This is a genomic window from Streptomyces sp. NPDC048291 (assembly GCF_043201715.1).
Taxonomy (GTDB): domain Bacteria; phylum Actinomycetota; class Actinomycetes; order Streptomycetales; family Streptomycetaceae; genus Streptomyces.
On the sequence record NZ_JBICZC010000008.1, the window covers coordinates 209738 to 235295 of the forward strand.

At 72.9% G+C, this 25558-nt stretch carries 19 protein-coding genes and 1 pseudogene; 6 read left to right on the forward strand and 14 right to left on the reverse strand.

Annotation, left to right across the window (positions count from 1 at the left end; translation table 11 throughout):
- Positions 1–22: 22 nt before the first annotated feature.
- From ACGF5O_RS22900 to ACGF5O_RS22950, 11 genes are all read right to left on the reverse strand, one after another.
- Positions 23–2146 carry a bifunctional serine/threonine-protein kinase/ABC transporter substrate-binding protein gene (locus ACGF5O_RS22900; protein WP_393811716.1) on the reverse strand — a complete coding sequence of 708 codons (2124 nt, stop codon included), beginning with the start codon at positions 2144–2146 and terminating at the stop codon, positions 23–25.
- Positions 2147–2151: 5 nt separating this feature from the next.
- Positions 2152–4347 (reverse strand): bifunctional serine/threonine-protein kinase/ABC transporter substrate-binding protein, encoded by a 2196-nt coding sequence (locus ACGF5O_RS22905; RefSeq protein ID WP_393811717.1) that lies wholly within the window; start codon positions 4345–4347, stop codon positions 2152–2154.
- Positions 4340–5254 carry a hypothetical protein gene (locus ACGF5O_RS22910; protein ID WP_393811718.1) on the reverse strand — a complete coding sequence of 305 codons (915 nt, stop codon included), beginning with the start codon at positions 5252–5254 and terminating at the stop codon, positions 4340–4342. The genes ACGF5O_RS22905 and ACGF5O_RS22910 overlap by 8 nt, the downstream gene beginning before the upstream one ends.
- Positions 5255–5410: 156 nt before the next feature.
- The gene (locus ACGF5O_RS22915) at positions 5411–5836 is read right to left on the reverse strand and encodes an OsmC family protein (RefSeq protein WP_393811719.1); all 426 of its coding nucleotides are present in this window, start codon (positions 5834–5836) and stop codon (positions 5411–5413) included.
- Between the two features lie 63 nt (positions 5837–5899).
- Positions 5900–6634, reverse strand: a complete 735-nt coding sequence (locus ACGF5O_RS22920; protein WP_393811720.1) for a hypothetical protein — start codon at positions 6632–6634, stop codon at positions 5900–5902.
- A 107-nt stretch (positions 6635–6741) separates the two neighbouring features.
- Positions 6742–7623 carry a metal ABC transporter permease gene (locus ACGF5O_RS22925; protein WP_393811721.1) on the reverse strand — a complete coding sequence of 294 codons (882 nt, stop codon included), beginning with the start codon at positions 7621–7623 and terminating at the stop codon, positions 6742–6744.
- On the reverse strand, positions 7620–8489 hold the full coding sequence (locus tag ACGF5O_RS22930) for a metal ABC transporter ATP-binding protein (RefSeq protein WP_393811722.1): 870 nt from the start codon (positions 8487–8489) through the stop codon (positions 7620–7622). The genes ACGF5O_RS22925 and ACGF5O_RS22930 overlap by 4 nt, the downstream gene beginning before the upstream one ends.
- A gap of 11 nt (positions 8490–8500) precedes the next feature.
- Positions 8501–9484: a metal ABC transporter solute-binding protein, Zn/Mn family gene (locus ACGF5O_RS22935; RefSeq protein ID WP_393811723.1), complete on the reverse strand. Its 984-nt coding sequence runs from the start codon at positions 9482–9484 to the stop codon at positions 8501–8503.
- 62 nt (positions 9485–9546) lie between these two features.
- Positions 9547–10863, reverse strand: a complete 1317-nt coding sequence (locus ACGF5O_RS22940) for an MDR family MFS transporter (protein WP_393811724.1) — start codon at positions 10861–10863, stop codon at positions 9547–9549.
- Complete coding sequence (locus ACGF5O_RS22945) at positions 10860–12695, reverse strand: ABC transporter permease subunit (RefSeq protein WP_393811725.1); 1836 nt, start codon at positions 12693–12695, stop codon at positions 10860–10862. The genes ACGF5O_RS22940 and ACGF5O_RS22945 overlap by 4 nt, the downstream gene beginning before the upstream one ends.
- A gap of 107 nt (positions 12696–12802) precedes the next feature.
- On the reverse strand, positions 12803–14059 hold the full coding sequence (locus ACGF5O_RS22950; protein ID WP_393811726.1) for an ABC transporter substrate-binding protein: 1257 nt from the start codon (positions 14057–14059) through the stop codon (positions 12803–12805).
- 48 nt (positions 14060–14107) lie between these two features.
- Here ACGF5O_RS22950 and ACGF5O_RS22955 point away from each other — a divergent pair, with 48 nt between their 5' ends.
- The 3 genes from ACGF5O_RS22955 to ACGF5O_RS22965 all read left to right on the forward strand — a co-directional run bounded on the left by ACGF5O_RS22955 (position 14108) and on the right by ACGF5O_RS22965 (position 19723).
- Entirely contained in the window at positions 14108–15943 is a 1836-nt protein-coding gene (locus ACGF5O_RS22955) for an FAD-dependent oxidoreductase (protein ID WP_393811727.1), read from the forward strand.
- 80 nt (positions 15944–16023) lie between these two features.
- Positions 16024–18195 (forward strand): TerD family protein, encoded by a 2172-nt coding sequence (locus ACGF5O_RS22960; RefSeq protein ID WP_393811728.1) that lies wholly within the window; start codon positions 16024–16026, stop codon positions 18193–18195.
- Positions 18196–18478: 283 nt separating this feature from the next.
- Positions 18479–19723, forward strand: coding sequence for an exo-alpha-sialidase (locus tag ACGF5O_RS22965; RefSeq protein ID WP_393811729.1), 1245 nt, complete (start codon positions 18479–18481; stop codon positions 19721–19723).
- A 25-nt stretch (positions 19724–19748) separates the two neighbouring features.
- Here ACGF5O_RS22965 and ACGF5O_RS22970 read toward each other — a convergent pair whose 3' ends face one another.
- Entirely contained in the window at positions 19749–20321 is a 573-nt protein-coding gene (locus ACGF5O_RS22970) for an NADPH-dependent F420 reductase (protein ID WP_393811931.1), read from the reverse strand.
- 385 nt (positions 20322–20706) lie between these two features.
- Between ACGF5O_RS22970 and ACGF5O_RS22975 the strand changes: the two genes are divergently transcribed.
- Entirely contained in the window at positions 20707–21117 is a 411-nt protein-coding gene (locus ACGF5O_RS22975) for an ArsR/SmtB family transcription factor (RefSeq protein WP_393811730.1), read from the forward strand.
- A gap of 3 nt (positions 21118–21120) precedes the next feature.
- Here ACGF5O_RS22975 and ACGF5O_RS22980 read toward each other — a convergent pair whose 3' ends face one another.
- A complete protein-coding gene (locus ACGF5O_RS22980) occupies positions 21121–22494 on the reverse strand; it encodes a nitrate/sulfonate/bicarbonate ABC transporter ATP-binding protein (protein ID WP_393811731.1) in 1374 nt (457 codons plus the stop codon).
- A gap of 36 nt (positions 22495–22530) precedes the next feature.
- Positions 22531–24213: an ABC transporter permease gene (locus tag ACGF5O_RS22985; RefSeq protein ID WP_393811732.1), complete on the reverse strand. Its 1683-nt coding sequence runs from the start codon at positions 24211–24213 to the stop codon at positions 22531–22533.
- Between the two features lie 115 nt (positions 24214–24328).
- On the opposite strand from ACGF5O_RS22985, the pseudogene ACGF5O_RS22990 reads away from it, so the two are divergent.
- Positions 24329–24826 (forward strand): annotated as a pseudogene (locus ACGF5O_RS22990) (STAS domain-containing protein); the annotation flags it as partial.
- A 350-nt stretch (positions 24827–25176) separates the two neighbouring features.
- The gene (locus tag ACGF5O_RS22995; RefSeq protein ID WP_393811733.1) at positions 25177–25548 is read left to right on the forward strand and encodes a hypothetical protein; all 372 of its coding nucleotides are present in this window, start codon (positions 25177–25179) and stop codon (positions 25546–25548) included.
- Positions 25549–25558 lie beyond the last annotated feature (10 nt).

The window sequence follows — 25558 nt, forward strand, 5'->3', positions numbered from 1 at the left end:
CCCCGCCGTCCCAAGGGAGGGCCTACGACGCCTTCTTCTTCGCGAGCTTCCCGATGTCGTCGTGCCGGGCCACGAACCGGGCCCTGCCGTTCTCGACGCGGTAGAGGAACCAGCCGCCGTCCTGGTCGGTCTGCAGGTACTGGGTCTGGCTCTCGTAGCTGTACCTGCGGGTGATGCCCTGCCAGGGTTTGCGCATCAACTCCGCGCGCAGCGACTCGCGTTCGTCGCTGCTGGGTGCCGCGAGGCCGTGCGCGGCGTAGCCGACGGCGTCGTACGCCTCGGCCGCCCACGGTGGCGGAGCCGCGCGGTAGCGGGTGCGGTAGGCGGCGGCGAACGCCCGGGTCTTCGGGTCGGCCGACGGGTCGCAGTACCCCGTGCTGATCCACCAGCCCGTGCCGGCCTTCAGGAAGGGCGTGCCGAGGAGGTGTTCGTCGCCGCCGCGGAACCCGCGGTGCCCGGAGTCGGTCAGGGCCTGCGCGCAGGCGGCGGCGCGGGCCGGGAGACCGCCCGCGAAGAGGACGGCCGTGTCCGGGTGGGCGGCGAGGCCGTGGGCCACGTCGGTGAAGCCGGTGCCCGCGGCGACCTCGGCCACCTCGACTCTGCCCACCGTCAGCATCCCGTAGACGGTGACGCCGCGGACGGTGGCCTCGCCCTCGTCGGCGTCGGTGAGGTCGTACACGACGACGGCCCGGGCCGGTCGAGCCACCTTGTTGAGGTATTTCACGACGGCACCGGGCCCCGCGGTGCGGGTGCTGCGCAGGTTCAGGGAGCTGGTCGTGTTGGTGGTGTCGAGGGCGTCGGTGTCGGCACGGGTGACCAGCAGGCACACCCCGGCCGCGGTGCAGACCGGTACCGCGGCGGGCACGGCCGTGTTGGTGCCGGCGCCGATCACCGCGTACACCTCGCGGGCGGCCACGAGCCGGGCGGCCGCGGCGGCCGAACCGGCCGCGGTGCCCTGGTCGTCGGCCGTGCGCAGGGCGAGGTCGAACGTCCGGTCGGAGCGGGCGTTGTGCTGGTCGACCGCCAGCTGTGCGCCGCGCACCTGGGCCTGGACCACGGCGGTGGACAGGTCGCCGAGCAGGGCGATCGTACGGCTCGGCAGCGGGCCCTTGCCGGACCCCGGCGTCCCGGACCGGCCCCACCGCCACCAGGCGCCGCCACCGCCGACCGCGCTGACGCCGGCCGCCGCCGACGCGATCAGCAGCCGGCGCCGCGACGGGGCGGGCGGGGTGTCGGTGAACGGTGCCTCGGAGAGGGCGGTGGGTTCCGGCACGGGCAGGTCGAGGACGCGCGCGGCGCGGTCCGCGACCAGTGCGGGCAGGCCGGGCGGCAGCCACGACTCCGCCGTGAACCCACCGAAAGAGGAACGCAGTCGGGAGATCGTGGGGCGGTCGCCCGGTTCCTTCGCCAGACAGGCGCGCAGCGTCGGGGCGAGCTCCTCGGGGACGCCGGCCAGGTCCGGGTCCTCGCGCACCGTCCGGTACAGGACGGCCGCCGCGCCCCCGGTGCCGAACGGCGGTCGTCCGGTCGCCGTACGGGCGAGCACGCAGCCCAGCGAGAAGACGTCGCTGGGCGGTCCCACGGTCCTGCCGCGGGCCTGTTCCGGTGACAGGTAGCCGGGGGAGCCGATGACCGAGCCGTCCGTGGTGAGCGCCGTCGCGCCCACCGCGCGGGCGATGCCGAAGTCGATCAGGCGCGGCCCGTCGGCGGCGAGCAGCACGTTCGCCGGTTTCACGTCCCGGTGGACGAGACCGGCCCGGTGCACGTCGTCCAGGGCCGCGGCGAGGGCGGCGCCCAGCGTCCGGACCGGTTCTGGAGGCCAGGGCCCGTGCAGCGCGAGGGCCTCGGACAGCGGCAGGCCGGGCACGTAGGCGGTGGCCAGCCAGGGCGCGCGGGCGTCCGCGTCGGCCGTGAGCACGGGTACCGTCCAGCGGCTGGTGAGCCGGGCCGCCAGCTCGGTCTCGCGGCGGAACCGGGCCCGGAAACCGGGGTCTCCCGCGTACTCCTCGCGGATCACCTTGAGCGCGACCCAGGCGCCGTGCGGCGAACGCGCCAGGTACACCACGCCCATGCCGCCGGCCCCGAGCCGCCCCACCAGCCGGTGGCCGCCGACGGAGGACGGGTCGGCGGGCCGGAGCCGCTCCAACTCCGCTACCCCTTCGTCTGCGCGGCCAGGATCGGCCCGATCTGCTCGAACCGCCCGTCGTGGACCTGGTGGACGTAGGTCACACCCGCCATGGCCTTCACGTCGGCGTCGAACTGGTTGTACTGGTTGAAGGCGTAGGTGCGTGCGATGCCCTGGTACGTGGCCTTGTGGAGCCGCAGGGCGAGCGCGAGCCGTTCGGGGCGGCCACCGCCGGGCGGCAGGGTTCTGGTGAACTCGCGCAGCACCATCCGGACGCTGTCGTACGCCTCGGCGCCGTACGGGTCCGGGACGCCGCCGTACCGCTTCCGCCAGGCCGCCGTGAACCGCTCGGCCGCCTTGGTCTTCAGCACGCTCGCGTCGACGGTGGGCGTCACCGCGAACCAGCCCTCGCCCGCCGCGCCCGCGAGCTTCGGGAAGTCGGAGCCGTAGAGGAGATGGGACATCCAGCGCGGTCCGGTGAAGCCGGCCGCGGACAGCTGTCGAGCCGCCCGGACGGTCGCGTCCAGCGGGCCCAGGTAGACGAAGTCGCGGACCCGGGCGGCGAGGATGGCGGCGACGGCGGCCGGGGCGTCGTCGGTGTCCTCGGCGACGACCTTCGGGACCACCTCGGCGTGCAGCGACTCCCGCCACTGGTTGACCAGGAGACTGCCCTGGTCGTGCTCGACGGAGCCCCCGGAGCGGTCGATGACGATGCCCAACGGGGCGGCCAGGCCCTTCAGCAGCGCCTGCAGGGCGATCGCGGTGCCCGCCGCCTGGTGGCCGACCCCGGTCTGGAAGCTGACGGTCGGCGACCAGACGTAGTAGTCGTTCTGCCCGGTGGTGCTGCTGACATGGGTGAGCTTGGCCGACGCGTAGACGCGCGAGGCCGCCCGCATCGTCAGTTCGGTGACCGGGCCGAGCACGGCCACGACGGCGCGGTCCGCGGCCAGTTCGTGGGCGACCGAGGTCGCCCCGTCGACGGTCCCGTGGTCGTCCAGGACCCGTACACCCAGGTCGAAGGCGCGGCCGGCGGTCGCGTTGTGCTCGGCGACGGCCAGCCGCGCGGCCCGTTCACAGGCCCGCGCCAGGGGCGCCGCCGCCCCGCTCTTCGTCACCTGCACGCCGAGCACGTACGACGGCCGGGCCGCCGTCTTCTCTCCCGGGCCGTCGTCGCGGCCGGCTGCCCAGAGCGCCGCCCCGGTACCGCCGCCCGCCAGCAGCAGCGCGCCCCCGGCCAGCAGCAGGCGCCGCCGGGTGGTGCGGGCGGGCCGGCCGGTGCCGGGGTCGTCGACCACCGTGGGTTCGATGTCCGGCAGGGCGAGGCTCTCCGCCGCCCGGGCCGCCACCATGCGGGCGACGGGGTCCGGCAGCCAGGCCGACGGCGACTGCGCCGCGTCGGCGGTCGGCGGCCGGAGCCGGAAGTCCTCGGCGAGCCGCAGCCGCAGCTCCGCCGCGCCGCGCCGCTCACCGGGGTCCTTGGCCAGACAGGCGTCCAGCGTCCCGCGGAGTCCGCCGGTGACACCGTCGAGGTCGGGCTCGTCGTGCACCGTGCGGTAGAGCAGCGCGTCCGGGGTGCCGGTGCCGAACGGCGGGCGGCCCGTGCCCGCGTACGCCAGCACACAGCCCAGCGCGAAGACGTCGCTCGCCGCCCCGGCCGCCTCGCCGCGCGCCTGCTCGGGGGCGAGGAAGCCCGGGGTGCCGACCACCATGCCGGAGGCGGTCAGGGCGGTGTCGTCGGCGGCCCGTGCGATGCCGAAGTCGATGAGGCGCGGTCCGTCGACCGCGAGCAGCACGTTGCCCGGCTTCACGTCCCGGTGCACCAGTCCCGCCTCGTGCACGGCGGCCAGTGCCTCGCCGAGCAGCGAGCCCAGCACGCGTACGGCCGACGGCGGCAGCGGTCCGTGCGCGGTGACCGCCTCCGCGAGCGAGGGACCCGCCACGAACCCGGTCGCCAGCCACGGATCCTGGGCGGTGGCGTCCGCGCCGAGCACCGGCACCACCCAGGGGCTGTCGACCCGGGCGGCCAGCTCCGCCTCCCGCGCGAACCGGGCCCGGAAGCCGTCGTCGGCGGCGCCCTGCGCCCGGATCACCTTCACGGCGGCCAGCGCACCCGTCTCGGAACGGCCCAGATAGACCACTCCCATTCCGCCGGCGCCGAGCCGCCGCAGCAGCCGGAAACCCCCGACCGACGACGGGTCGGACGGCCGCAGCGCCTCACTCATCGCCGGCTCCCTTCACCTCGGCGGACGAAGCGGCTGACGGGGTGGCGGACGGGGTGGCCGAGGCCCGGTCCCGGCCGTAGCGGTCCACGTTCGCCGTCACATAGCCGACGCCCGTCAGCGCGGCCTCGGTGAGGGCCGTCTGCTCCTTCTCGCTCTCACCCGCGGCGTGCCGCACGGTCGCGGCCACGGTCACCGGGCCGAGGCGGTGCTTGTACCAGTCGAAGTCACGGGCCTTCGGGTCACCGTCCACGACGTACTCGCCGTACTCGGTGAGGTCGTCGTCCGTGGTGGCGGTGCGCTGTTCGCCGAACGGATCGCCGCGCGAGGCCATCTTCTGCACGGTGTCGGTCGCGTTGAGCCGTTCCTGCGGGCAGCGCAGCGGCTCCTCCAGCGAGGACGCCATGTCCCGGCGGGCCTCGCGGACCGAGGCGTGCACGGTGACCGTGAGGGACACGTACGCCGCTCCCGCACCGCCCGTGCCCTGCCGGACGAACGACCTGGTCAGGCTGGCCAGCACGGTCGACGGCAGCGCCTCCCGGCGCCACAGGCAGTCCGTGCCGAGCACGGCCCAGCTGGTCGGCCCCTGTTCGTACGGGTCCCGTCTGCGGTACCCGGTGCCGAAGTAGTCGGGCTGCACGGTGAGTCCGCGGACGAACGCCACCGCCTCGGCCCGCGTCTTCGGCGCGACGGCCTCGGCCAGCGTGTACGGCTGGTCGGACGTGGACGTGGACGTGGACGTGGACGCGGATGCGGACGGCGAGGCACCCGTGCCCCCCGAAGCGGCCGAACCGCCCGCCGTGCCCGAACTCCCCCCGGGCGTTGCCCCGGCGCCGCCGTGCCCGCCGTTCGTGCAGCCCGCGAGCAGCAGTGCCACCGCCGCCGCGGACAGGACCGTTCCCCGTCCCATCACGCTCACCCCCAGCAGACCGCCGTACGGCCCTCCCCTGGGGGCCGCAGGTCGAACGCTAGCGCCAACCTGTGTCAACTGGCCCCACTGGAAAGTGAGTTGAGTCGAACGGTAACCCCTTGGCCATCAGCCGGTGACAGTTCGCATCGCGCGGTGTCATCCCTCGACCGACACGGCGACCGGCGTGCCCGCCTCGACCGTGCGGCTGACCGTGCACAGCCGGTCGTGGGAGACGGCGACCGCCCGGGGCAGGATCGCGCGGGCGCGGTCGCCGGCCGCGCCCTCCGGGAAGGTGACCGAGAAGGCGACGGCGAGGTCCGTCATCCGGTTGCCGTCCTCGTCGCCCACCTTGTGGCCGCTGACGGTGACGGTGAACGCGGTCGGTTCCACGTGCCGGCTCGTCGACACGTCGACGTCCGCCGCCGTACAGCCCCCGATCGCGGCGAGCAGCAGCTCGACCGGGGTGAATTCGGTGCCGTCGCCGGTGCCGAAGGCGATCGTGCCGCCGCGGGCGTTCGTGGCGGTGAAACGGCCGGTGCCGGTGCGCTCGACCGTGACCAGGCGCAGGGAGTCTTCGCTCATGGGGACGAACCTAAGGCAGCCCGGCCGCCGGCGCTGTCACCGTCGTCAGTGCCGTCAGTGCCTTCAGTGCAGGATGTTGACGGCGCGCGCCACCACCAGGACCACCGTCACCAGGGAGACCGAGGACTGGAGCATCATCAGCATCTTGGCCCAGTGCGACAACGGCATCACGTCGGTCGGGCTGAACGCGGTGGAGTTGGTGAAGGACAGGTACAGGTAGTCGAGGAAGCCCGGCTCCCAGTCCTGCGGCGCGGTCTCCGGACTCTGCATCTGCACGAAGAGGAAGTCCGCGTACTGGTGCCGGCCGAGCACCCGGGCCATCGGCCCGCCGCGGTCCCACTCCCAGTACCAGAGGGCGAACACGATGACGTTCGTCAGCCAGATGCCCCCGCCGGTCAGCAGCAGCGGCCCGGCGTCACGGCCCTCGGTGCCGTTCACGAGACCCGCCACCAGCCGGACCGCCGACCAGCCGTTGGCCAGGCTGATCACCCCCATCAGCACCAGCCCCAGCAGCCGCAGCCACCGGGTGCGGGGCTCGACCCGACGGGGGTTGCCGACGATGACGCCGCCCAGCAGCACCACCTCCAGGACCGGCAGCAGCCAGTACGGCTGGAAGGCGAGCCGGTGCGGCAGCATCAGCTGGAGGGTGATCGCCACCAGTATCACGGCGGTCACCGCCCACCGCGGCTCGCCCTGGGTGGCCCTGCGCCACGCGGGCACGACATCGTGCTCGCCGCTCTCCAGCAGCCCTTCGATCCTGGACAGCCGGTTCTCGGCATCGGACATGCGGTCGCTCATGCCCCTGATTGTCCCGAGACCCCCCGGCCGATCCACGACCGGCTCGGCCACGGGTCTTCGCGGCTGCCCGGGACACGCCCGGGACACGGTCGTCAGGCGGGCTGTCGTCAGGCGGGCTGCGGAGCCGCCCGCCCGGCTCCCCACCGTCGGGTGCGGTAGCCGCCCACCAGCCGGCAGCCGAGATAGACGGCGAAGGAGACCGTCGTGACGTAGGGGCTGATCGGGATGCTGCTGCCGAGGGCGAGCAGGATGCCGCCCTCGATCGAGACCACCGCGAACAGCACGCTCAGGGCGGGCAGCAGGACCGGCGAGGCCGTGACCCGCGCGGCAGCCGCGGCCGGGGTGACGAGGAGGGAGAGCACCAGCAGCGCGCCGACGACCTGTACGGAGAGGGCGACGGCGAGTCCGAGGACGAGCATGAAGGCGATCGACAGACCGCGCACCGGCACCCCGCGCGCCTCGGCCACGTCCGGGTCGGCGCCGGCGAACGTCAACGGCCGCCACACCACCGCCAGCGCGACCAGGACGACGCCCGAGGTGGCGAGCAGCCAGGTCAGCTGCGGGGTGTCGACGGCGACGATCTGACCGGTCAGCAGACCGAACTTGTTGGCCGCCCGCCCTTTGTAGAGGGCGAGGAAGAGCACGCCGAGGCCCAGGCCGAAGGGCATCAGGATGCCGATCACCGAGTTGCGGTCGCGGGCGCGCGTGCCGAGGACGCCTATCACGCCGGCCGCGAGCAGCGAACCGGCGATCGAGCCCGCCACCACGTTCGCCCCCAGCAGCAGGGCCGCGGAGGCGCCCGCGAAGGACAGTTCGCTGATGCCGTGCACCGCGAAGGGCAGGTCGCGCATGATGACGAACACACCGGCCAGGCCCCCGACCAGGCCGAGCACGGCCCCGGCGACGAGCGAGTTGCGGACCAGCACGAGGAGTTCGCCGTAGTCGGTGTAGTCGAAGATCTGATGCCAGATGCCGCCGGTGGACGTCATGGGCGCGCTCCCTTCGGCCGGTGCGGGTGGTGGGCCGGAGTCGCCGCTTCGTCGGGCGCGCCGACGACCACGATCCGGCCGTGCACGCGTACGACGTCGACCCGGCTGCCGTACAGCCGCGACAGGGAGTCGGAGGTGAGGACCTCGTCCGGGGCGCCGACGCGGTGGCCGCCCGGCGCGAGGTAGAGCACCCGGTCCGCGAGGCCGAGCACCGGGTTGATCTCGTGGGTGACGAAGACCACCGCGGTGTCGTGCGAGCGGCGGCGCGCGTCGATCAGTCCGGTCACGGCCCGTTGGTGGTGCAGGTCGAGGGAGAGCAGCGGTTCGTCGCAGAGCAGGATCCGCGGGTCGGTGGCCAGGGCCTGCGCTATCCGCACCCGCTGCCGCTCGCCCCCGGACAGAAGGCCGACGGGTACGTCGGCGTAGGCCGCGGCTCCGACCGACCCGAGGATCTCGTCCACCCGGCGGCGGGCGCCGGCCGCGCGCGGCAGCGGGCCGAAGCGGTGGCCGTCGATGCCGAAGCGCACCAGGTCGCGGGCGCGGACCAGGGCCTGCGCGGCGAGGGCCGCCTGCTGGGGGACGTAGCCGACGTGCCGGGCGGCCTCGCGCGGCGGGCGGCCCAGGACGCTCAACTCGCCCGCGGCGAGCGGCTGCCGGCCGAGCAGGGCCCGTACGAGGCTGGACTTGCCCGACCCGTTCGGCCCGAGCACGGCGAGGAACTCCCCGGCCCGTACGTCGAGTTCGAGGTCGCGCCACACCGTGCGTCCGCCGTACGCCAGGGCGGCGCCGCGCAGCCGGATCACCGGAGCGGAGCCGGCGCCCCGGGGCGCGGGAGTGCCCTCGCGGGCCCGGGGCGCGGAGGCCATGCCGGGCCTCCTCACTTGTTCAGCGCGTCGGCGAGCGCGTCGACGTTGGCGGTCATCCAGCCGAGGTAGTCCTTGCCGTCGGGCAGGGTCTCGGTGACGGGAACGGTGGGGATGCCGGCCGCCTTGGCCGCGTCCTCGACCTGCTGCGTCTGGGGCCCGGACGTCTGGGCGTTGTAGACCAGGGCCTTGACCTGCCTGGCGCTGTACAGCGCCAGGGTCTCCTTCAGGACCCTCGGGGAGACGTCGCTGCCCTCCTCTACGGCCTCGCTGAACGCCTCGGGGGTCCTGTTCACCAGACCGGCGGCCTCGGTCATGTACAGCGGCACGGGCTCGGTGATGCCGATGGCCTCGCCGCCGTGCGCCTTCCTGATGTCCGCCTCTTTGGTCTCCAGGGGCTTCAGCTTCGCCTTGAAGGCCTGGGCGTTCCTGGTGAAGGCGGCGGCGTCGCCGGGGTCCGCCCTGCCGAGGGCGGCGGCGATCCGGTCGGCGATCCTGGCGACGGTGGGGAAGTCGTACCAGACGTGCTCGTTGAGCTCGCCGCCCTCGGGGGCGGACTTGCCCGAGACCCTGACGGCGTTGATCACCTCGGCGGTGGAGTTGCCGCCGCTCTTGAGCATCCGGTCGACGAAGTCGTCGTACCCGCCGCCGTTCTCGATGACGATCTCGGCCCTGGACAGGGCGAGCTGGTTCTGGGTGTCGGCCTCGTAGGAGTGCGGGTCCTGGTCGGGATCGCTGATGACCGAGGTGACGTCGGCCTTGTCGCCGCCTATCTGCTCGGCGATGTCGCCGTACACGTCCGTGGAGGCGACCACGTCGACCTTCGAGGAGGCGGCGGCGGCGCCCTGCGCGGTGCTCGCGCCGCTTGCGGAGCCCGACGAGCCCGACGAGTCCGTCGAACTGCCGCAGCCGGCCAGCAGGGCCAGCGAGGCGCCGGTGACCAGCGCGAGCTGCCGGGACCGGGAGCGGGACGGGGACGGGTACGGGGACGAGGGCATGGGTCCTCCAGGACGGGGTGGTTCGTGGGTGGTTGCGCCCTCACGCTAGATGGAAATGAATGTCAACACCATGTCTTGATCTGATCGATATGAAAATCATTACCGAGAGTTGACGGTCGGCGCGGCAGCAGCGTCGCCGCCAGGGCCGGTACGGCGGCGAGGACCAGCCAGGGCACGGCGGGTGGGAGACCGAGGTCGAGAAGGGTGCCGGTGGCCGAGCTGCCGGCCAGGACGATCAGACCGGAGGCGGAAGAGAGGGCGCCGGTGTAGAGGCCGAGCCTGCCGGTCTCGGCGAGGTCGGGCACCCAGGCGCGGGCGGCCGGGGTGACGAGCATCTGGCCGAAGGTGAGCAGGACGACGTACCCGGTGGCGGGCAGCAGCCCCACGAGTCCGGTCCACCCCGCGGGCCGTGCCGCGGCCACGACCGCGAACCCGGCGGCGACCAGGACCAGCCCGGCCGCCATGGAGCGGCGCAGGTCGAGCCGTTCGCCGGCCCAGCGGGCGACCGGCAGCTGGGCGGAGACGACCAGCAGGGACGACAGGGCGAACAGCCAGGACAGGGCCGCCTGGGAGCCGGTCGCCCGCTCCACCTCGGCGGGCAGGGCGAGGTAGAGCTGGTTGTAGGCGAGCAGGTGGCTGCCGTAGGCGCAGCACAGGGCGAGGAAGCGGCGGTTGCGCAGCAACGCGCGCAGCCCGCCCGGGTCCCGGACCGGTTCCCGGCCGGGGATGTGCCGGGGCAGCAGGCGGGCGTGCCCAGCGAGGACGAGCACGAACACCGCGGCTCCGGCGAGGCAGGCGGCGCGGAAGTCCACCGCGAGCAGCAGGGCGCCGAGCAACGGGCCGACGAAGGCGCCCGCCTGGCCCGCGGCGGAGAACAGGGCCAGGACTCCGGTACGGGGGCCCTTGCCCCGCTGCTCCCACAGCACCGCCTGCCGGGCCACCTCGGACTCCACGGCGGGGGAGAACAGCGCGGCGGCGAAGCCGATGAGCAGCACCGAGCCGATCACCGCCCAGGGGGCCCGCGCGTACCCGAGCCAGCCGAACCCGGCGATCCGCAGCGCGCACCCGGTCAGGACGACCGGCCGTACGCCGTACCGGTCGGCGAGCCGGCCGCCGACCACGAACAGCCCCTGCTGGCTGAAGGTGCGCAGGCCGAGCACGAGTCCGACCAGCCAGCCCGCCATGCCGACGGCGGTGCCGAGGTGCGCCGCGAGGAACGGCAGTACGGCGAAGAAGCCGACGTTGAACGCGAGTTGGGTCAGTATCAGCAGCCGCAGCAGCGGCGGGAGATGCCTCCAGACGCGCTCGCGCGGACGCTTTCCGGCGGGGGCGGCCGGGTGGGTCGGGTGGGTCGGGTTGCGGGAGGAGGGTTCCGTCATGCGGTGTCCGTGGGTGCGGTGGGTGCGGTGGGTGCGGTGCTTGTCGTGCGTGCGGTGCGTGCTGTGTGTGCGGCGCCGTCGTGGCCGTTCGCGCGGTTCCCCGCGCCCCTGACGGGGCGCTGGGTCGGCCTGGGTGGGCTTGTTCGGGGTGGTGCCGGGGTCCGCTTCCGGCGGGGCAGGCGTATTCCGCCCGCCGCCGTCACCGCCAGCGCGCCGAGGAGGGAGAGGACGGCGGCGGGGGCCAGGACGGCCCAGGGAGCGCGTTCGACGTAGGGCTGGTTCTCCGCGAGCAGCAGGCCCCACTCGGGGGAGGGCGGCTGGGCGCCCAGGCCCAGGAAGCCGAGCGCGGCCAGGCCCAGCGCGATGCCGGGCAGCCGGAGCAGGGCGTGCCGGACGACCGGTGGCAGGACCGCGGGGAGCAGTTCGTGCCGGAGGAGGTAGCCGCGGCCGGCACCCAGGGCCCGGGTCGCGGTCAGATGGAGGGTCGCGCGTTCCTGGCGCAGCAGGGCCGAGGTGTGGACGGCCAGCGGGGACCAGGCCACGACGGCCACCGCCACGGCCGGTGTCCAGGGACCGCCGCCCGCGACACCGGTGACGAGGAGGGCGGCCAGTACGGGCGGTACGGCGTTGACGGTGTCGACCAGCGGCCCGGACAGCCGGGGCAGCAGGCCCAGCAGGACGCCGGTCAGCAGGGCGGCGGCGCTGACCGCGAGGGCCGTGCCGAGGGTGGTGAGCGCGCCGTGCGCGACGCGGGCCAGCACGTCCCGGCCGAGGGCGTCGGTGCCGAACGGGTGCGCCCGGGAAGGGGCTTGCAGACGGGCGGTGGTGTCGAGGGCGAGCGGGTCGCGGGGCAGACCGAGGGCGACGACCGCGGCGAGCAGCAGGCCGTGGCCGAGCGGTACGACCCGTGGCGCGGGCGGGGTCGGCCGGTGCAGGGAGTGCAGGGCGCCGTCGCGCAGCGCGGGCCCGGTCAGCCGGCGTACGCCGAGCCGGGCCGCCAGTGCGGCGACGGCCGCGAGGGCGACGAGGGCGAGGGTGCCGGTCTGCAGGACGGGCAGGTCCTGGGCGAGGGCGGCGCGCAGGGTGAGCCGGCCGAGACCGGGGATGTCGAAGATCTGCTCGACGGCGACCGAACCGCCGGTCAGGCCGACCGCGAACAGGCCCAGGCTGGGCAGGAGTCCGGGCGCGCAGCGGCGCAGCGCCTGCCGGGCGATCGACGCCGGCGCCACACCGCGGGCGGCCGCGGCCAGCGCCCAGGGTTCGGCGAACGCGGCGGGCAGCAGGTCGTCCAGCAGCCGCCCGAGGACCGCCCCGGCGGGCAGGCCGAGGGCGAGGGCGGGCAGGACCGTCCACCGCGGGCCGTACCAGCCGAGCGCGGGCAGCCAGCCGAGCTGTACGCCGACGACGGAGGCCAGGACGGAGGCGACGAGGAACTCGGGCAGCGCGGCCAGCACCGCCGACCCGGTGCCGCCGGGGCCGCGGCTCCCGAGGCGGCGCCGCGAGCCCAGCCACAGGGTGCGGGCGCACACCGCCGCGGCCGTGGCCAGGGCGACGACGAGGGCACCGGCCATCAGCAGTAGGGAGACCCCGAGCGCCTGTACGACGGCGGGCAGTACCTCGGTGTCCGACACCCAGGACCGGCCCGCGTCGCCCCGCAGCAGCCCACCGAGCCAGCGGCCCAGGAGCGCCGACGGGCCGTCTTCCAGGCCGAGTTGGTCGCGGACGGCGCGCAGCGTCCCGGGGGTCGGGGTCCGTTCGGCCGAGCGGGCCCTGAGCACGGTCAGTGCCGGGTCGGTGCGGGACAGCCAGGGCAGCAGGCCGACGGCGCCCACGAGGGCCGCCGTGAGCAGGGCCCGCCACAGCAGCGCGGGGCCGCCGCCCTGCGCGAGGGTGCGCAGGGCGGCGGTGCACGAGGTCCTCCCGGGTGCGGCGGCGGGCTTCAGCGCCGGGTCCCGGTGCCGACGAACTCCCGCTCGTACGGGTCGAGTACGGCGTCCCTGACGGACGTGCCGACGCCGGTGACGACCTTGAGGTGGACGAGGGGGATCACCGCGTCGGTGCCGAGGACGGCGGCCTCCGCCTTCATCGCCGCGTCCTGGCGCCTGGCCGGATCGGACTCCGCCTGGGCGTCGGCGACCAGCTTGTCGACCTCCTTGTCGCACAGGAAGGACAGGTTGTAGGAACCGTCGCAGGAGTAGTCGCCGGCCAGGACGGTGACCGGGTCGCCGGTGTCGAGCATCATGTTCCGGGAGACGACGGCGGCGTCGAACTTCCCCGCCAGCAGGTCGCTTTCGAGGCGCGCGTAGGTGCGCACCTCCAGCTTCACGGTGAAGCCCGCCTGCTCCAGCTGCTGTTGGAGCACCTGGGCGGTCTCCGCCAGCTCGGGCCGGTCGTCGTAGGTGGCGACCGTGATGTGCCGGCCCTCCGCGTCGGCGGCCTCCGCGCGGCCGGTCGGCTCGGTCCGCCTGCCGGACGCCCAGGTCAGGGCCGGACCGAACAGCCCCTGGGCGGGCTCGGCGTAGTCCTCGTACACACCCTTGGCGACGGCGGAGGTGTCGATCGCCTCGCGGGCGGCGGCGCGCAGGCCCGGGTCCCTGAACACGCCCTTGCGGGTGTTGAGGTACAGGCTGGTGTTCCGGGCGGTGCCGATCTCGTGGACGGTGTCCTGGTCCAGGGAGGCGACCTGGGCGACGGGGATCGCCTCGGCCATGTCCACGTCGCCGGTGCGCAGGGCGTTGGCACGGGCGGTGCCGTCGGAGACGTACTTCGCGTCGATCCCGGACGCCTGGGCACGGCCGCCCCAGTAGTCGTCGAAGCAGTCGAGGGCGGCCGCCGTGTCACCGGTGATCCGGGTGAGCTCGAAGGGGCCGGTGGCGGTGCCGACCGGGTTCACCTTGCCGTTGCGCGCGTACGCCTCGGCGGAGAACACCGCGAGACCGGGGTTGGTCAGCCGCAGCGGCAGCACCGGGTCGGCGGTGCCGGTGCCGACCCTGACCCGGTCGTCGCCGACGGCGACCGCGGTGAGCCGGACGCCGGAGAGGGCGGCGGGCGCGGGCTCGGCGTCGGCGGCGTGGGTGAGCGCGGCGGCGACGGCCTCGGGGGTGACCTCGGTGCCGTCCTGGAACCTGGCCTCATATGCAGCAAGTCCTGTGTGTCGAGCTTCGCCAGGTGTTTGTGAGGATGCTGTAGGTGACACGTAATGGGGCTTCCGGCCGCCGGAGCCCCTCCCTACTCTCCGGTTCTCATGACAACGGAACACGCGCAGCAGTCTCAGGGGCACGGCGGGCACAGCCGCAGGCGATTCCTGGCGGCGGGCGGGGGAGTGGTCGCCGGAGCCGTGGGCGGGGGAGCGGTCGGGGTCTTAGGGGCGGCCGGCAGCGCGGCCGCGGCCGACTCCGGCAGGCGCGTCGCCGTCCTCGGCGGCGGGGTCTCCGGCCTCAGCGCCGCCCACGAACTCGCCGAACGCGGCTACCAGGTCACGGTCTACGAGTACTACGACGCCCTCGGCGGCAAGGCCCGCTCGATGGACGTCCCCGGGACCGGAACGGACGGCCGCAGGCCGCTTCCCGGCGAGCACGGCTTCCGCTTCTTCCCCGGCTTCTACCGGAACCTGCCGGACACCATGCGCCGCATCCCCTTCCCCGGCAGCACCAACGGCGTCCGCGGCAACCTCCGCAACGGCACGGAGGAGTTGTTCGCCCGCGACTCCGGCCGCCCGGACCTGCACTTCCCGCTCCGCCGCGCCACCACCCCGCCGGCCCCCGGCGACCTCACCCCGTCCTGGATCCGCGACCAGGTCCTGTCGGTGCTGGACCTCGGCACCCACCTGCCCGCCCACGAGGCCGCCTACTTCGCCGACCGCCTCCTGGTCCACCTCACCAGCTGCGACGCCCGCCGCGAGGACCAGTGGGAGAAGGTCGCGTGGTGGGACTTCATCCGGGCCGGCGAGATGAGCCGCGAGTACCAGGTGCTCCTCGGCATCGGCCAGACCCGCAACCTCGTCGCCACCCGAGCCGAGGTCGCCTCCACCCGCACCGTCGGCCGCGTCATCATCGAGGCCCTCATCCTGTGGGGCCTGCTCGGCCGCGGCATGGACGGCGACGCGGACGTCGACCGGGTGCTGAACGCCCCCACCAGCGAGGCGTGGATCGACCCCTGGGAGACACATCTGCGCTCCCTGGGCGTCGAGTTCGTGCTCGGCACCGAGGTCCGGGAGGTGGTGTACGACGGCGGCCGGGTCACCGGCGTACAGGTCGCGGCGCGCGACGGCAGCCGGCAGCGCACCGTCACCGCCGACCACTACGTCTCCGCCCTCCCGGTCGAGCACGCGCGTGTGACCTGGGGCCCGGCCCTGCGTGCCGCCGACCCGCAGCTCGGGCGGTGCGACGCGCTCAAGACGGACTGGATGACCGGCGTGATGTTCTACCTGCGCACGCCCACCCCCGTCGTGCACGGCCACATCAACTGCCTCGACTCGCCCTGGGCGGTCACCGGAATCGGCCAGTCCCAGTTCTGGGACGTACGGGACTTCGCGCGCGACTACGGGGACGGGCAGGCCCACGAGTGCCTGTCCACGATCATCTCCGAGTGGGACAAGCCCGGCATCCTGTACGGCAAGACCGCCCGTGAGTGCACCAGGGACGAGATCGTCGCCGAACTGTGGGCCCAGCTGAAGGACGGCCTGAACGACTCCGGCAAGACGACGCTCAGGGACGAGGACCGGCTCGGCTGGTTCATGGACCCGGCGGTGACGGGCCTCGGCGGCCCCGACCCGCAGAACCGCGAACAGCTCCTCGTCCACCCCACCGGCACGCTCTACCACCGCCCCTCGGCGAGCACGGCGGTGCCGAACTTCTTCCTCGCGGGCGACTACATCCGTACCGACGTGGATCTGGCGACCATGGAGGGCGCCAACGAATCGGCCCGACGCGCCGTCAACGCACTCCTGGACGCGGACGGTTCGGACGCGGAGCGCTGCCACGTCTGGGAGCTGTTCCGGCCACCGGAGCTGGAGCCCCTGAAACGGGTCGACGAGCTGCGCTACCGGCTGGGGCTGCCCAACACCTTCGACCTGGGCTAGGAGTTGCCCGCAGGAGTTGTCCGGCGGCGGAGCGGAAAACCCCTGTGCACCGGCTCGGGCACCTCTGCGATCATCCCCGAATGGCGCACAGTCCCGAATCGCTGGTCATCCGGCACACCCACCGCCTTCCCTCCCCCAAGGGCTCCGCCGGGGAAGGCGCCGTCGCGGCACGGCAGTTCGACGCGGCGCTGGCCTCCGCGGGCTTCAAGCTCTCCGCGGAGCTGCTGGAGCGGCTGTCGGGGCTGTCCGAGGCCGCGGTCGTGCACACCGCCCGGCGGACCCTGCGCACCGTGGGCGAGATGGTGGGCGACCACGTCCGGCACAACGCGTACTTCATCGACTTCCCGGCGAACGTGCCGGACACCGAAGAGTTCTGGATGCGGTGCGTGGCGCAGGCGCTCGCCGACGGGAAGGCGCGCGAGAACGTGCTGGCCCAGCTCGGCCGCGGCGTGCTGGACCTGCTCGGCCTCCCCACGTACGGCCGGTACCAGCACACCTACGAGGACATGCTCGCGGCGCAGGACGAACTGATCGCCTCCGCGGGCGACCGGGTCACCGTCCTGTACCTCGGCCGGGACCTGGACGACGAACTCACCGATCTGTACCTGGCGTTGGCCAGCAGCACGACCCCGCTGGGCGAGGACGACCTGCGCGACCTCGGAACCCTCGCCGAGCGGTGCGCGCCCGGCCCGCAGCCGGCGGCGATCCCGGTCCGGGAGAACCGGGCGGTCGTCAACGCGGCCCGGCTCGGCGTCGGGGCGGACCTCCTCCTGGACACCGTCACCGACGTGCTGCGGCTGGCCTGTGCGCTGTCGGAAGGCGACGTGACCCTCCAGGAGCCGACCCGGTTCCGGGCGCTGTCCCGGCCGGTGCGCCGCGCCCTGCTCGCGGGCCTCGACGCCGTGGTCGCCGCCAACCCCGCCAAGCTCGCCGACGTGCACGCGCACCGGGAGCCGTTCAAGCGGCTCGGCGAGCGCCTCCACCCGCACGAGTACCCGCGCTGGCCGCACGCGGCCGACGTGTTCGCGGTCGCGCGGGGCGAGAAGGAGGCACGGTCCTTCGACAGCCGGGTCGGACAGCTGCTCGACGCGTCCGACGTCCCCGGTGCGGCGCAGCTGCTGACGTCCGCGCCCGGCAAGCTGTTCCGCGCCCTGGACCTCCTGCTGCGCAGCGCCGCCGACCAGGAGGAACGGGACGCGGTGGTGGCCGCCGCGGTGCAAGTCGCTCCCGACGTCTCCGGCCGGGTCGTGCTCGCGGTGCGCGAGCACCTCCACAACCGGGCACGGGAGACCGACCGGCCCCGGGTCTTCGTCAACCGCCGGGGCCGCGCCTGGGTGACCCCCGACGCCCGAGCGCCGCTGCCGGCCGCCGACCGCGACCGTCTGATCGCCGCCCTCGACGCCGAGACGCGCCGCCGGCTCCCGGCACCGGCCCGGCTGCTGCTCGACCCCGACGTCGTCGACGTGGCGCTTCCGCTCAGCGGCCGGGCGACCGCGGCCGGGCTCGGCGTGCTGCCGCGAGGGTCGGTCTCCGCGGTCGACGGCGGACAACTGCGCTTCTTCGTGTACTGGAAAGAGGCCGAGCGCCGGACCGACTACGACCTGTCGGCGCTGCTTCTCGACGCCGACTACAGCACCGACTCCTGGCTCTCCTACACCTCTCTCACCGCCGTCGGCGGCGAGCACTCGGGCGACGTCACCGAGGCGCCCGACGGTGCCTCGGAGTTCATCAACCTGTCCCTGGACCGGGTGCGCGGCACGTTCATCGTCCCGCAGGTCAACATCTACGCCGGCGAAGGCTTCGAGGAGGTCGAGGAGTCGTTCTTCGGCTTCATGCTGCGCGACGCCGAGCAGAAGGGCCGGCCGTTCGAACCGCGCACCGTGCGGATGAAGTCGGAGCTGCGCGGGGTGGGCCGGGTGGCCCTGCCGCTGGTGTTCCGGCGCGGGGACGACGGCCGGTGGCACGCCAAGTGGCTGCACCTGTACCTGAAGGGCATCTCGTCGGCCAACCGCGTCGAGGAGAACCAGGTGTCCGTTTCGAAGCTGGTGCGCGCCGTCGTGGAGCGCGAGCAGCTGACGGTGGGGTACCTGGCCGGCCTGATGGCCGACGGCACCACGACCGTCGACCTGTGGACCGGCGACCCGGTCCCGCACGACCCCGTCACGTACATCGGCCTCGAACGACCCGAGGGACTCCACCCGGACTCCCGGATCATCACCCTCGAAAACCTGCGCGACCTGATCCCGGACTGAGTGCTAGCGTTGTCCCCGGCGAGGCCATGAAGGGGCTTCCTTCTCAATTCCTGTACTGAACAAGCCCTTTCGCTTTCCTCGCCACCGACTTCGACCGGGGGACGCCCGTTTCCGGGGGCGCCGGGAGGTTTCGCGGCTACGTACTTGACGAAGTGGTTCCCTGCATCGTCGAGTTCCTCGCCTCCGAATGACGTTCCTTCATCTCCCCGTCGCCTGGAAGGCGTTGTCGCTTCGTGGTCACGCCTTTGGGTTCGGCCGGGTCGTCCCGCTGACCTGGAGAGCAATGAGCCGTCTCTTCCCGAGCCGTCGTATGTCCGTGCTCGGTGCTGTCGTGATCGGCCTCGCCGTGCTCGTGGTCACCGTCCGGCCCTGGGCGGACCGGGCCGACAGCGCGGATGCCGACCCGGGCCGGAGATGCGTCTCCTCCGTTCCGTATGAGGCGGGTGCGGGCGGTTACGGCAGTTACCGCATCCCCGCCGTCGTCCGCACGAGCGGCGGGACCCTGCTGGCCTTCGCCGAAGGCCGGGTCGGGGGCAGGGCGGACCACGGTGACATCGACGTCGTGCTCAGGCGGTCGTGGGACGGCGGATGCACGTGGGGCCGGCTGCAAGTCGTCGCGAAGGGCGACGGGAACACCCGGGGCAACCCGTCCCCGGTCGTCGATCCCCGTACGGGGAACATCGTGCTCGTCACCTCGTACCACAGCGGTGACGTCACCGAGGCGCAGATTCTGCGCGGTGAGGCCACGGGCGAGCAGGGCCGGCGGGTCTTCGTGCAGACCAGCGAGGACGACGGACGCTCCTTCTCCGCCCCGCGCGAGATCACGTCGGCGGTGAAGAAGCCGGGCTGGCGCTGGTACGCCACGGGGCCGGGGCATGCCGTCGCGCTGACGCGGGGCGACCACGCGGGGCGCCTGGTCGTCCCGGCGAACCACTCCTCCGCGCCGCCTCCGGGATCGCCGGACACGGGCCAGGAGCCCAAGTACTACGGGGCGCACGCGATCTACAGCGACGACGGAGGGAAGTCCTGGCACCTCGGCTTCGTCGACGACTCCTACGAGGGCGTGTACAACGCCAACGAATCGACGGCGGCCCAACTGCCGGACGGGCGACTGTATTTCAGCGCCCGGAACCAGAAGGGCACGAGCTCGGGGAACCGCCTGGACACCTACTCCAGCGACGGGGGCGCGACCCTGGACCGTGGCTATGCGGAGCAGCGTTCGCTGAACGACGTGCCCTTGGTGGAGGGCAGCCTGCTGCAACTGGCCGGGATGAAAGGGATCCTGCTGTTCTCGGGGCCCTCCGTACCGACCGACCGCGCGGCGATGGCGTTGTGGAGCAGTACGGACGACGGGCGGTCCTTCCGCAAGGCGCTGACCTTGTCCACGCGGAAGGCCGGGTACTCGGACCTCGTTCGGACTGACGGCGACAGTGTCGGCATCCTGTACGAAACGGGTGTCCGGACGGCGTATGAATCGATCGAGTTCCGGCGGGTTCCCCTGACGGAGTTGTCGGCCGGCGGTCGGTAGAGGCTCGGGCCGGGGGCGGTGCGCCTCAGCCGTGAAATTCGGTGACGCCGAGGGCGAGGTCCCAGTGCCCCACCCCGTGGCGGGCGAGGCCCATCTCGACCAGGCTCGCCGCCTCCAGCCAGTGCGCCGTTTCCAGGCCGCCGACGTCCAGCGGGCGCAGCCCCAGGCTCTCGATGAACGCCTCCACGCCCGCCTTCGCCCGCGCGTTGTCACCGGCGACGAAGACGTCGAGCGGCCGGCCCTTCTCCAGGACATGACGGAAGACGGTGTTGAACGCCTTGAACACATGGGCGTCGGCCGGGGCCGCCTTGGCGGCTTCCTGCGCGATCGAGGTGCTCTCACCGATGGCCAGCCCGTCGCCCCCGGAATTGAAGGGGTTGCTGATGTCGATGATGGTCTTGCCCGACAGGGCGTCTCCGTACTCGGCGACGATCGGAACGACACTGTCGTACAGCACGGCCACGATGACGATGTCCCCGGCCGGGACGGCACCCCACGCTCCCGTCGTGACGCTGCCGCCGAGAGCGTTGGCCAGGGCAGCGGCCTTGGCCTGATCACGGCCCATGACCGCCGCGGTCCGCACCCGAGTCCTCAACACCGAGTCCTTCCCGACCGCCGCCGCCATCGCCGCCGTCCTCATCGACAACGCCATCCCCACGACAGCCCGGTGACGACCTTCGAGGCGTGACAGCGGCCGACACCGTGAGACGGATCGGCCTCGGCCGCCGTGTCCGAGGCGGGAGTTGAGCGTCCGGTCCGGTGCGGGATGTCGTCGTGAGCCGTGCCGGACGAGCTACGGGATCACATGCGGCCGCTGGTTTCCCGGTCTCCCGCGTCAGGGACGGCGGCAGATCGGTCGGCTCCGAGACCATCGCGCCCAGCTCCCGGCCGAGCCCGGGCCACTCGTCCCGGACGGCGGGACTCCTGTTCACGCGCCGGCCGACGGGGAGGGAGTGGTGTGGGTGCGCCGGTACCATAGTTGCATGGATGCGCAAGAATGGGCGTGGGACGCGGAGGCCGCCGAGCGGGCGGTCGCGGTGCTCAAGGCGGTGGCCGACCCCTCGCGCTACCGCTTGCTGTGGGCGCTGAGCAGCGGCCGTGAGCTCCCGGTCAGCGAGCTGGCCGGGATCCTGGGCGCCCATGTGGCCGCGACCTCGCAGCATCTGGCGAAGCTGCGCGCGGCCGGGCTCGTGACCACCCGGCGGGAGGGCACCCGGATCTACTACCGGGGGGCGGCCGTACGGGGTCTGCTGGAGGAGGTCCAGACGGTGGCCGACGCCGACGACGACGCCCCGGGATCCGGCGGCGGAGGCGAGGCGTCCGCCACGGCCGCGCAGGAGCAGCCCGCCGCGGTGCGCGGGGCACTGGGCGCGCGGCCGGCGGCGGCGCAGTGAGGACTACGGCCTGAACGCGGCCGCCGCCTCGTCGCTCTCGTCGAGCCGGTACTCCTGCGGCTCCGCGGCGTAGGAGTACAACTCCGCGTACCGCCCCCAGTCGGTCGCCGTCTCCAGCTGCGCGGCGACCTGTTCGCTGGTGAAGTGGTGGGCGAGGATGTCGCGGAAGAAGCCCGCCCGCAGGGCGCGCCCGGGGTTCTGGCGCAGGCTGCGCGCGATCAGCTGGACCAGAGGGGCGTGGCTGAGGACGGCCGCCGCGAAGATCTTCTTCGACTCCTGCACGTCAGCGCCCGCGAACCGGTCGCCGGTGTCGGTGAGCAGCAGGTCGTCGCCGGTCAGCGTGGTGAAGGCGAGCAGGTCGAGGGCGTCGACCTGAGGGAGGATGTCGTCGATCTCCAGGCCGAGGTCGTCGGCGAGGTCGGCCAGGTCGCACTGCCCGCCGCGGTGCAGCACCATCTCGGCGAGGCCGGACAGCCCGTCCACGCCGGCCCGGGGGAGCGGGGTGTTGGCGGGGGTGCGCTTGTCCAGCTCCACGGCCCCGGCACGACCGGGGGTGCGGCTCTCCTTCTGGCGGCCGGTCATGGTGCGGTAGACGCGGTCGATGAGATCCTCGAAGGCCGCCGCGTCACGGTCGCGGGGACGGTCCAGGTCCACCTCGAAGACCTCGCGGATCGTGCCGTACGGGCGGGCGCCGAGCACGACGATCCGGTCGGCCATCAGCACCGCCTCCTCGATGTTGTGTGTGACGAGGACGATGGCACGGGTGGGGAACTGCCCCGACTCCCACAGTTCCATCAGCTCGCCGCGCAGGTTCTCGGCGGTGAGGACATCGAGGGCGGAGAACGGCTCGTCCATCATCAGGACGTCCGGCTCCACCACCAACGCCCTTGCGAATCCCACGCGTTGGCGCATACCGCCGGACAGCTCCTTCGGGTACGCGGACTCGAAGCCGTCCAGGCCGATCAGGTCGATGGCCTGCCGGGCGGCCTCCGCGCGCTCGGCGGCGCCGACGCCCTTGGCCTCCAGACCGAGTTCGACGTTCTGCTGCACGGTGAGCCAGGGCAGCAGCGCGAAGGTCTGGAAGACCATCGCGGTGCCCGGGTTGGCGCCGGTGAGCGGGGCGTTCCGGTAGGTGACGGTGCCGGAGCTGGCGGGTACGAGTCCGGCCAGGCAGCGCAGCAGCGTGGACTTGCCGGAGCCGGACTTGCCGAGCAGGGCGACGACCTCGCCGGCGCGCACCTGGAGGTCGATGCCGGACAGGACCGGCAGTTCGCCGTCGGCGCCGGCGTAGGACTTGGTCAGGCCGACGGCCTCCAGCAGCGGTTCGCCGTCGGCGGGGCGGGCGTCCTGAGTGGTGGTGAGGGTGTTCGTCGCCATGGCCGGCTCCAAGCGCGTGTCGGCGGAAGGGGAGGTTCAGAGGGAGTAGCGGGTCTCGGCCAGCCGGTACAGGCGGCGCCAGAGGAGGCGGTTGAGGGAGACGACGTACAGGCTCATCACCGCGACGCCGGCGATCAGCCTGGGGAGGTTCCCGGACTCGGTGGCGTGCGCGATGTACGCGCCGAGGCCGGTCGCGGCCAGGGTCGTACCGCCGAAGCCGACGACCTCGGAGACGATCGAGGCGTTCCAGGCACCTCCGGAGGCGGTGATGCCGCCGGTGACGTAGGCCGGGAAGACACCCGGGATGATCAGCCGCCGCCAGCGCTGCCGGCCGGTGACGCCCAGGTCGTCCATGGCCTCGCGCAGGTCGGTGGGGATGGCCATGGCGCCGGCGATGGTGTTGAAGAGGATGTACCACTGGGCGCCGAGGGCCATCAGGAAGATGCCGCCGATGTCGATCGTCAGCCCTGTCCGGATGAAGAACCACACCGCCAGCGGGAAGAGGAAGTTGGCGGGGAAGGACGCCAGGACCTGGACGACGGGCTGGGCGATCCGGGTCAGTCTCGGTGAGAAGCCGATCTTCACTCCGATCGGTACCCACACCAGCGTGGCCACGGCCACCAGGACGACGACCCGGGCGAGGGTGGCCAGGCCCAGCAGCAGCGGTTCGCCGAAGACGCCCAGGCCGGTGCGGTCGTAGAGGTAGTGGCCGAGGTCGACCAGACCCCACAGGATCAGTGCGCCGGCGACCAGTGCGAAGGCGATGTCGCCGGTGCGCCGGCGGGTGCGGTCGACGGTGAGCGGCCGGTCGTCGATGCCGAAGACGCGGCCGGCGCGGCCGAGTGCCTGGCCGGCGGGGCGCAGGGCGCGGGCGAGGAGCCGCGGCCAGTGGGAGCGGCGCAGGAAGTTCAGTACGTAGGACTTCTGGACCTCGCCGGCCTCGGACTGCTCGTTCTTGAAACGCTCGGCCCAGGCGGTGAGCGGGCGCCAGAACAGGAAGTTCACGCCGATCACCATGATTGCCATGGTGAGGATGGCCCAGCCGACCTTGCCGAGGTCGCCGGCGGCGATCGCGGCCCCGGCGTAGGAACCGACGCCGGGCAGGGCGTAGTTCGCGTGGCCGAGGGTGACGGCCTCGGAGGCGACGAGGAAGAACCAGCCGCCGCCGAAGCTCATCATGCCGTTCCACACCAGGCCGATCATCCCGGAGGGCAGTTCCACCTTCCAGAACCGCATCCAGCGGGTGAATCCGAACGACCGTGACAGCTCGTCGAGTTCACGGGGCAGGGAGGTGAGGGAGTAGTAGAAGCTGAACGTCATGTTCCACGCCTGTGAGGTGAAGATCGCGAAGATCGAGGCGCATTCCAGGCCCAGCATCGAGCCGGGGAACAAGGCGACGAACCCGGTCACGGCCACCGTCAGGAAGGCGAGGACGGGGACGGACTGCAGGATGTCGAGTGCCGGGATGAGGATGCGCTCCAGGCGGCGGGACTTGGCGGCCGTACAGGCGTAGACGAAGGTGAAGACGGTGGACAGGGCGAGCGCGACGAACATGCGGAGCAGGGAGCGGGCCGCGTCGTAGGGCAACTCGCCGACGCTGGTGTCCACGTGCACGGACCGGCCGGTGGAGAAGGAGACCGTGGTCCCCTTCCCCACCCTGAGGGTGACGTAGAGCAGTACCAGCACGGCGGCCGCGACCACGATGTCCACCCAGGTCATCCGCGGGAGGCGGCCGGCGAAGCGGGCGGAGACGGACGACCGCGTGGCGGGCGTGGGCGTTGGCGTGGGTACGGGCGTATGTGTCCGGAACGGCATCACAGGGGACCTCCAACCACGCTCTGCCAAGCAGGCCCGCTTCGACCAGGTGCCCCTCGACCGGGGCGACCACAGCGCGGAGGAGCACGCGCTGCTGGCCGAGCACATCGTCGCCTACCGCATCGACGGACCGCTGTTCTTCGCTGCCGCTCACCGCTTTCTGCTGGAGCTGACCGAGGTCGCCGACGTCCGGGTCGTCATCCTGCGCATGTCCCGGGTGTCCACCCTGGACGCCACCGGTGCCCTCGTCCTCAAGGACGCCGTTCGGAAGCTGCACCGGCGCGGCATCGCCGTCATGACGTCCGGGATACGTCCCGGCCAGCGCCGGGTCCTCGACTCGGTGGGCGCGCTCGACCTCCTGCGCCTGGACGGCAGGGAGTACCCCAGCACCCCCGAGGCGATCCGGGCCGCGCGCGAACACCTGGAGCTGGCCGGCGTCCTGCCCGCCGCCCCTGTGCAGAAGACACCGGAGACGAGCCCGAAGACGACCGACGCCAGCGAGGAACCAGTCCGATGAGTGATCGCGCTGGGCCGGCCTCATCCGCACCGCCGAGGACCGCAACGGCTTTCTCCGGCCGGGGCGGTGGCATTCGGCAAACGGCTCTCTCCCGAGCCGAGGAGAATTCCGCGGCATTGCGAGGGTAACCGGCAGGCAATAATTTTGTCCGCATTATGGACTTCGCGGTGCTTCAGCGGCATCCGCAAGGCGTGGTTGATCGGTCTTCATACTCACCTCTTACATTGCGGCTGGACGGGTGGCCTGGCCCTGAGAGCCCGTCCTCGCCCGGGGACTAGTGTGGTTTTTGCATGAAATGCCCCGTGATGTCTTCTCTCTGCGGGGCGTCCTTCTCCTCCAAGGAGGCCGTCATGTACGCGCGTACACGCGCAATCGCGGCATCAGGGCTGGCTGCGGCCCTGCTGTCCGTGGGAGCCGGTGGAGCCATGGCGGCGACAACGGCGCCGCAACCGGCCTCGATCACGGTCAAGGCGAGCCCCACGACCGTGAAGGCCGGCCAAACGGTCCGGTTCGCCGGACACACCTCGGGCATTCGGCCCGGAGCGTCGGTCATGCTCCAGACGGACAAGAGTGGCAAGTGGATACCGGTCCACGTCAACTCCAAGGTGAAAAAGGGCGACACCTACGCCTTCGCCACCCGGGTCCACATGAAAGGCACCCAGGAATTCCGTGTTGCCTCCGGCCAGACCCACTCTCCCACCGTCAACGTGACAGTGCAGTAACTCCGCTCCT

What these genes read in the sequence shown, in the direction of transcription:
- ACGF5O_RS22985 (WP_393811732.1), bottom strand. Translation starts at nt 24,213, where the DNA reads ATGACCTGGGTGGACATCGTGGTCGCGGCCGCCGTGCTGGTACTGCTC.
- ACGF5O_RS22965 (WP_393811729.1), top strand. Translation starts at nt 18,479, where the DNA reads ATGAGCCGTCTCTTCCCGAGCCGTCGTATGTCCGTGCTCGGTGCTGTC.
- ACGF5O_RS22915 (WP_393811719.1), bottom strand. Translation starts at nt 5,836, where the DNA reads ATGAGCGAAGACTCCCTGCGCCTGGTCACGGTCGAGCGCACCGGCACC.
- ACGF5O_RS22955 (WP_393811727.1), top strand. Translation starts at nt 14,108, where the DNA reads ATGACAACGGAACACGCGCAGCAGTCTCAGGGGCACGGCGGGCACAGC.
- ACGF5O_RS22905 (WP_393811717.1), bottom strand. Translation starts at nt 4,347, where the DNA reads ATGAGTGAGGCGCTGCGGCCGTCCGACCCGTCGTCGGTCGGGGGTTTC.
- ACGF5O_RS22930 (WP_393811722.1), bottom strand. Translation starts at nt 8,489, where the DNA reads ATGGCCTCCGCGCCCCGGGCCCGCGAGGGCACTCCCGCGCCCCGGGGC.
- ACGF5O_RS22980 (WP_393811731.1), bottom strand. Translation starts at nt 22,494, where the DNA reads ATGGCGACGAACACCCTCACCACCACTCAGGACGCCCGCCCCGCCGAC.
- ACGF5O_RS22935 (WP_393811723.1), bottom strand. Translation starts at nt 9,484, where the DNA reads ATGCCCTCGTCCCCGTACCCGTCCCCGTCCCGCTCCCGGTCCCGGCAG.
- ACGF5O_RS22960 (WP_393811728.1), top strand. Translation starts at nt 16,024, where the DNA reads ATGGCGCACAGTCCCGAATCGCTGGTCATCCGGCACACCCACCGCCTT.
- ACGF5O_RS22995 (WP_393811733.1), top strand. Translation starts at nt 25,177, where the DNA reads ATGTACGCGCGTACACGCGCAATCGCGGCATCAGGGCTGGCTGCGGCC.
- ACGF5O_RS22925 (WP_393811721.1), bottom strand. Translation starts at nt 7,623, where the DNA reads ATGACGTCCACCGGCGGCATCTGGCATCAGATCTTCGACTACACCGAC.
- ACGF5O_RS22920 (WP_393811720.1), bottom strand. Translation starts at nt 6,634, where the DNA reads ATGAGCGACCGCATGTCCGATGCCGAGAACCGGCTGTCCAGGATCGAA.
- ACGF5O_RS22910 (WP_393811718.1), bottom strand. Translation starts at nt 5,254, where the DNA reads ATGGGACGGGGAACGGTCCTGTCCGCGGCGGCGGTGGCACTGCTGCTC.
- ACGF5O_RS22975 (WP_393811730.1), top strand. Translation starts at nt 20,707, where the DNA reads ATGGATGCGCAAGAATGGGCGTGGGACGCGGAGGCCGCCGAGCGGGCG.
- ACGF5O_RS22940 (WP_393811724.1), bottom strand. Translation starts at nt 10,863, where the DNA reads ATGACGGAACCCTCCTCCCGCAACCCGACCCACCCGACCCACCCGGCC.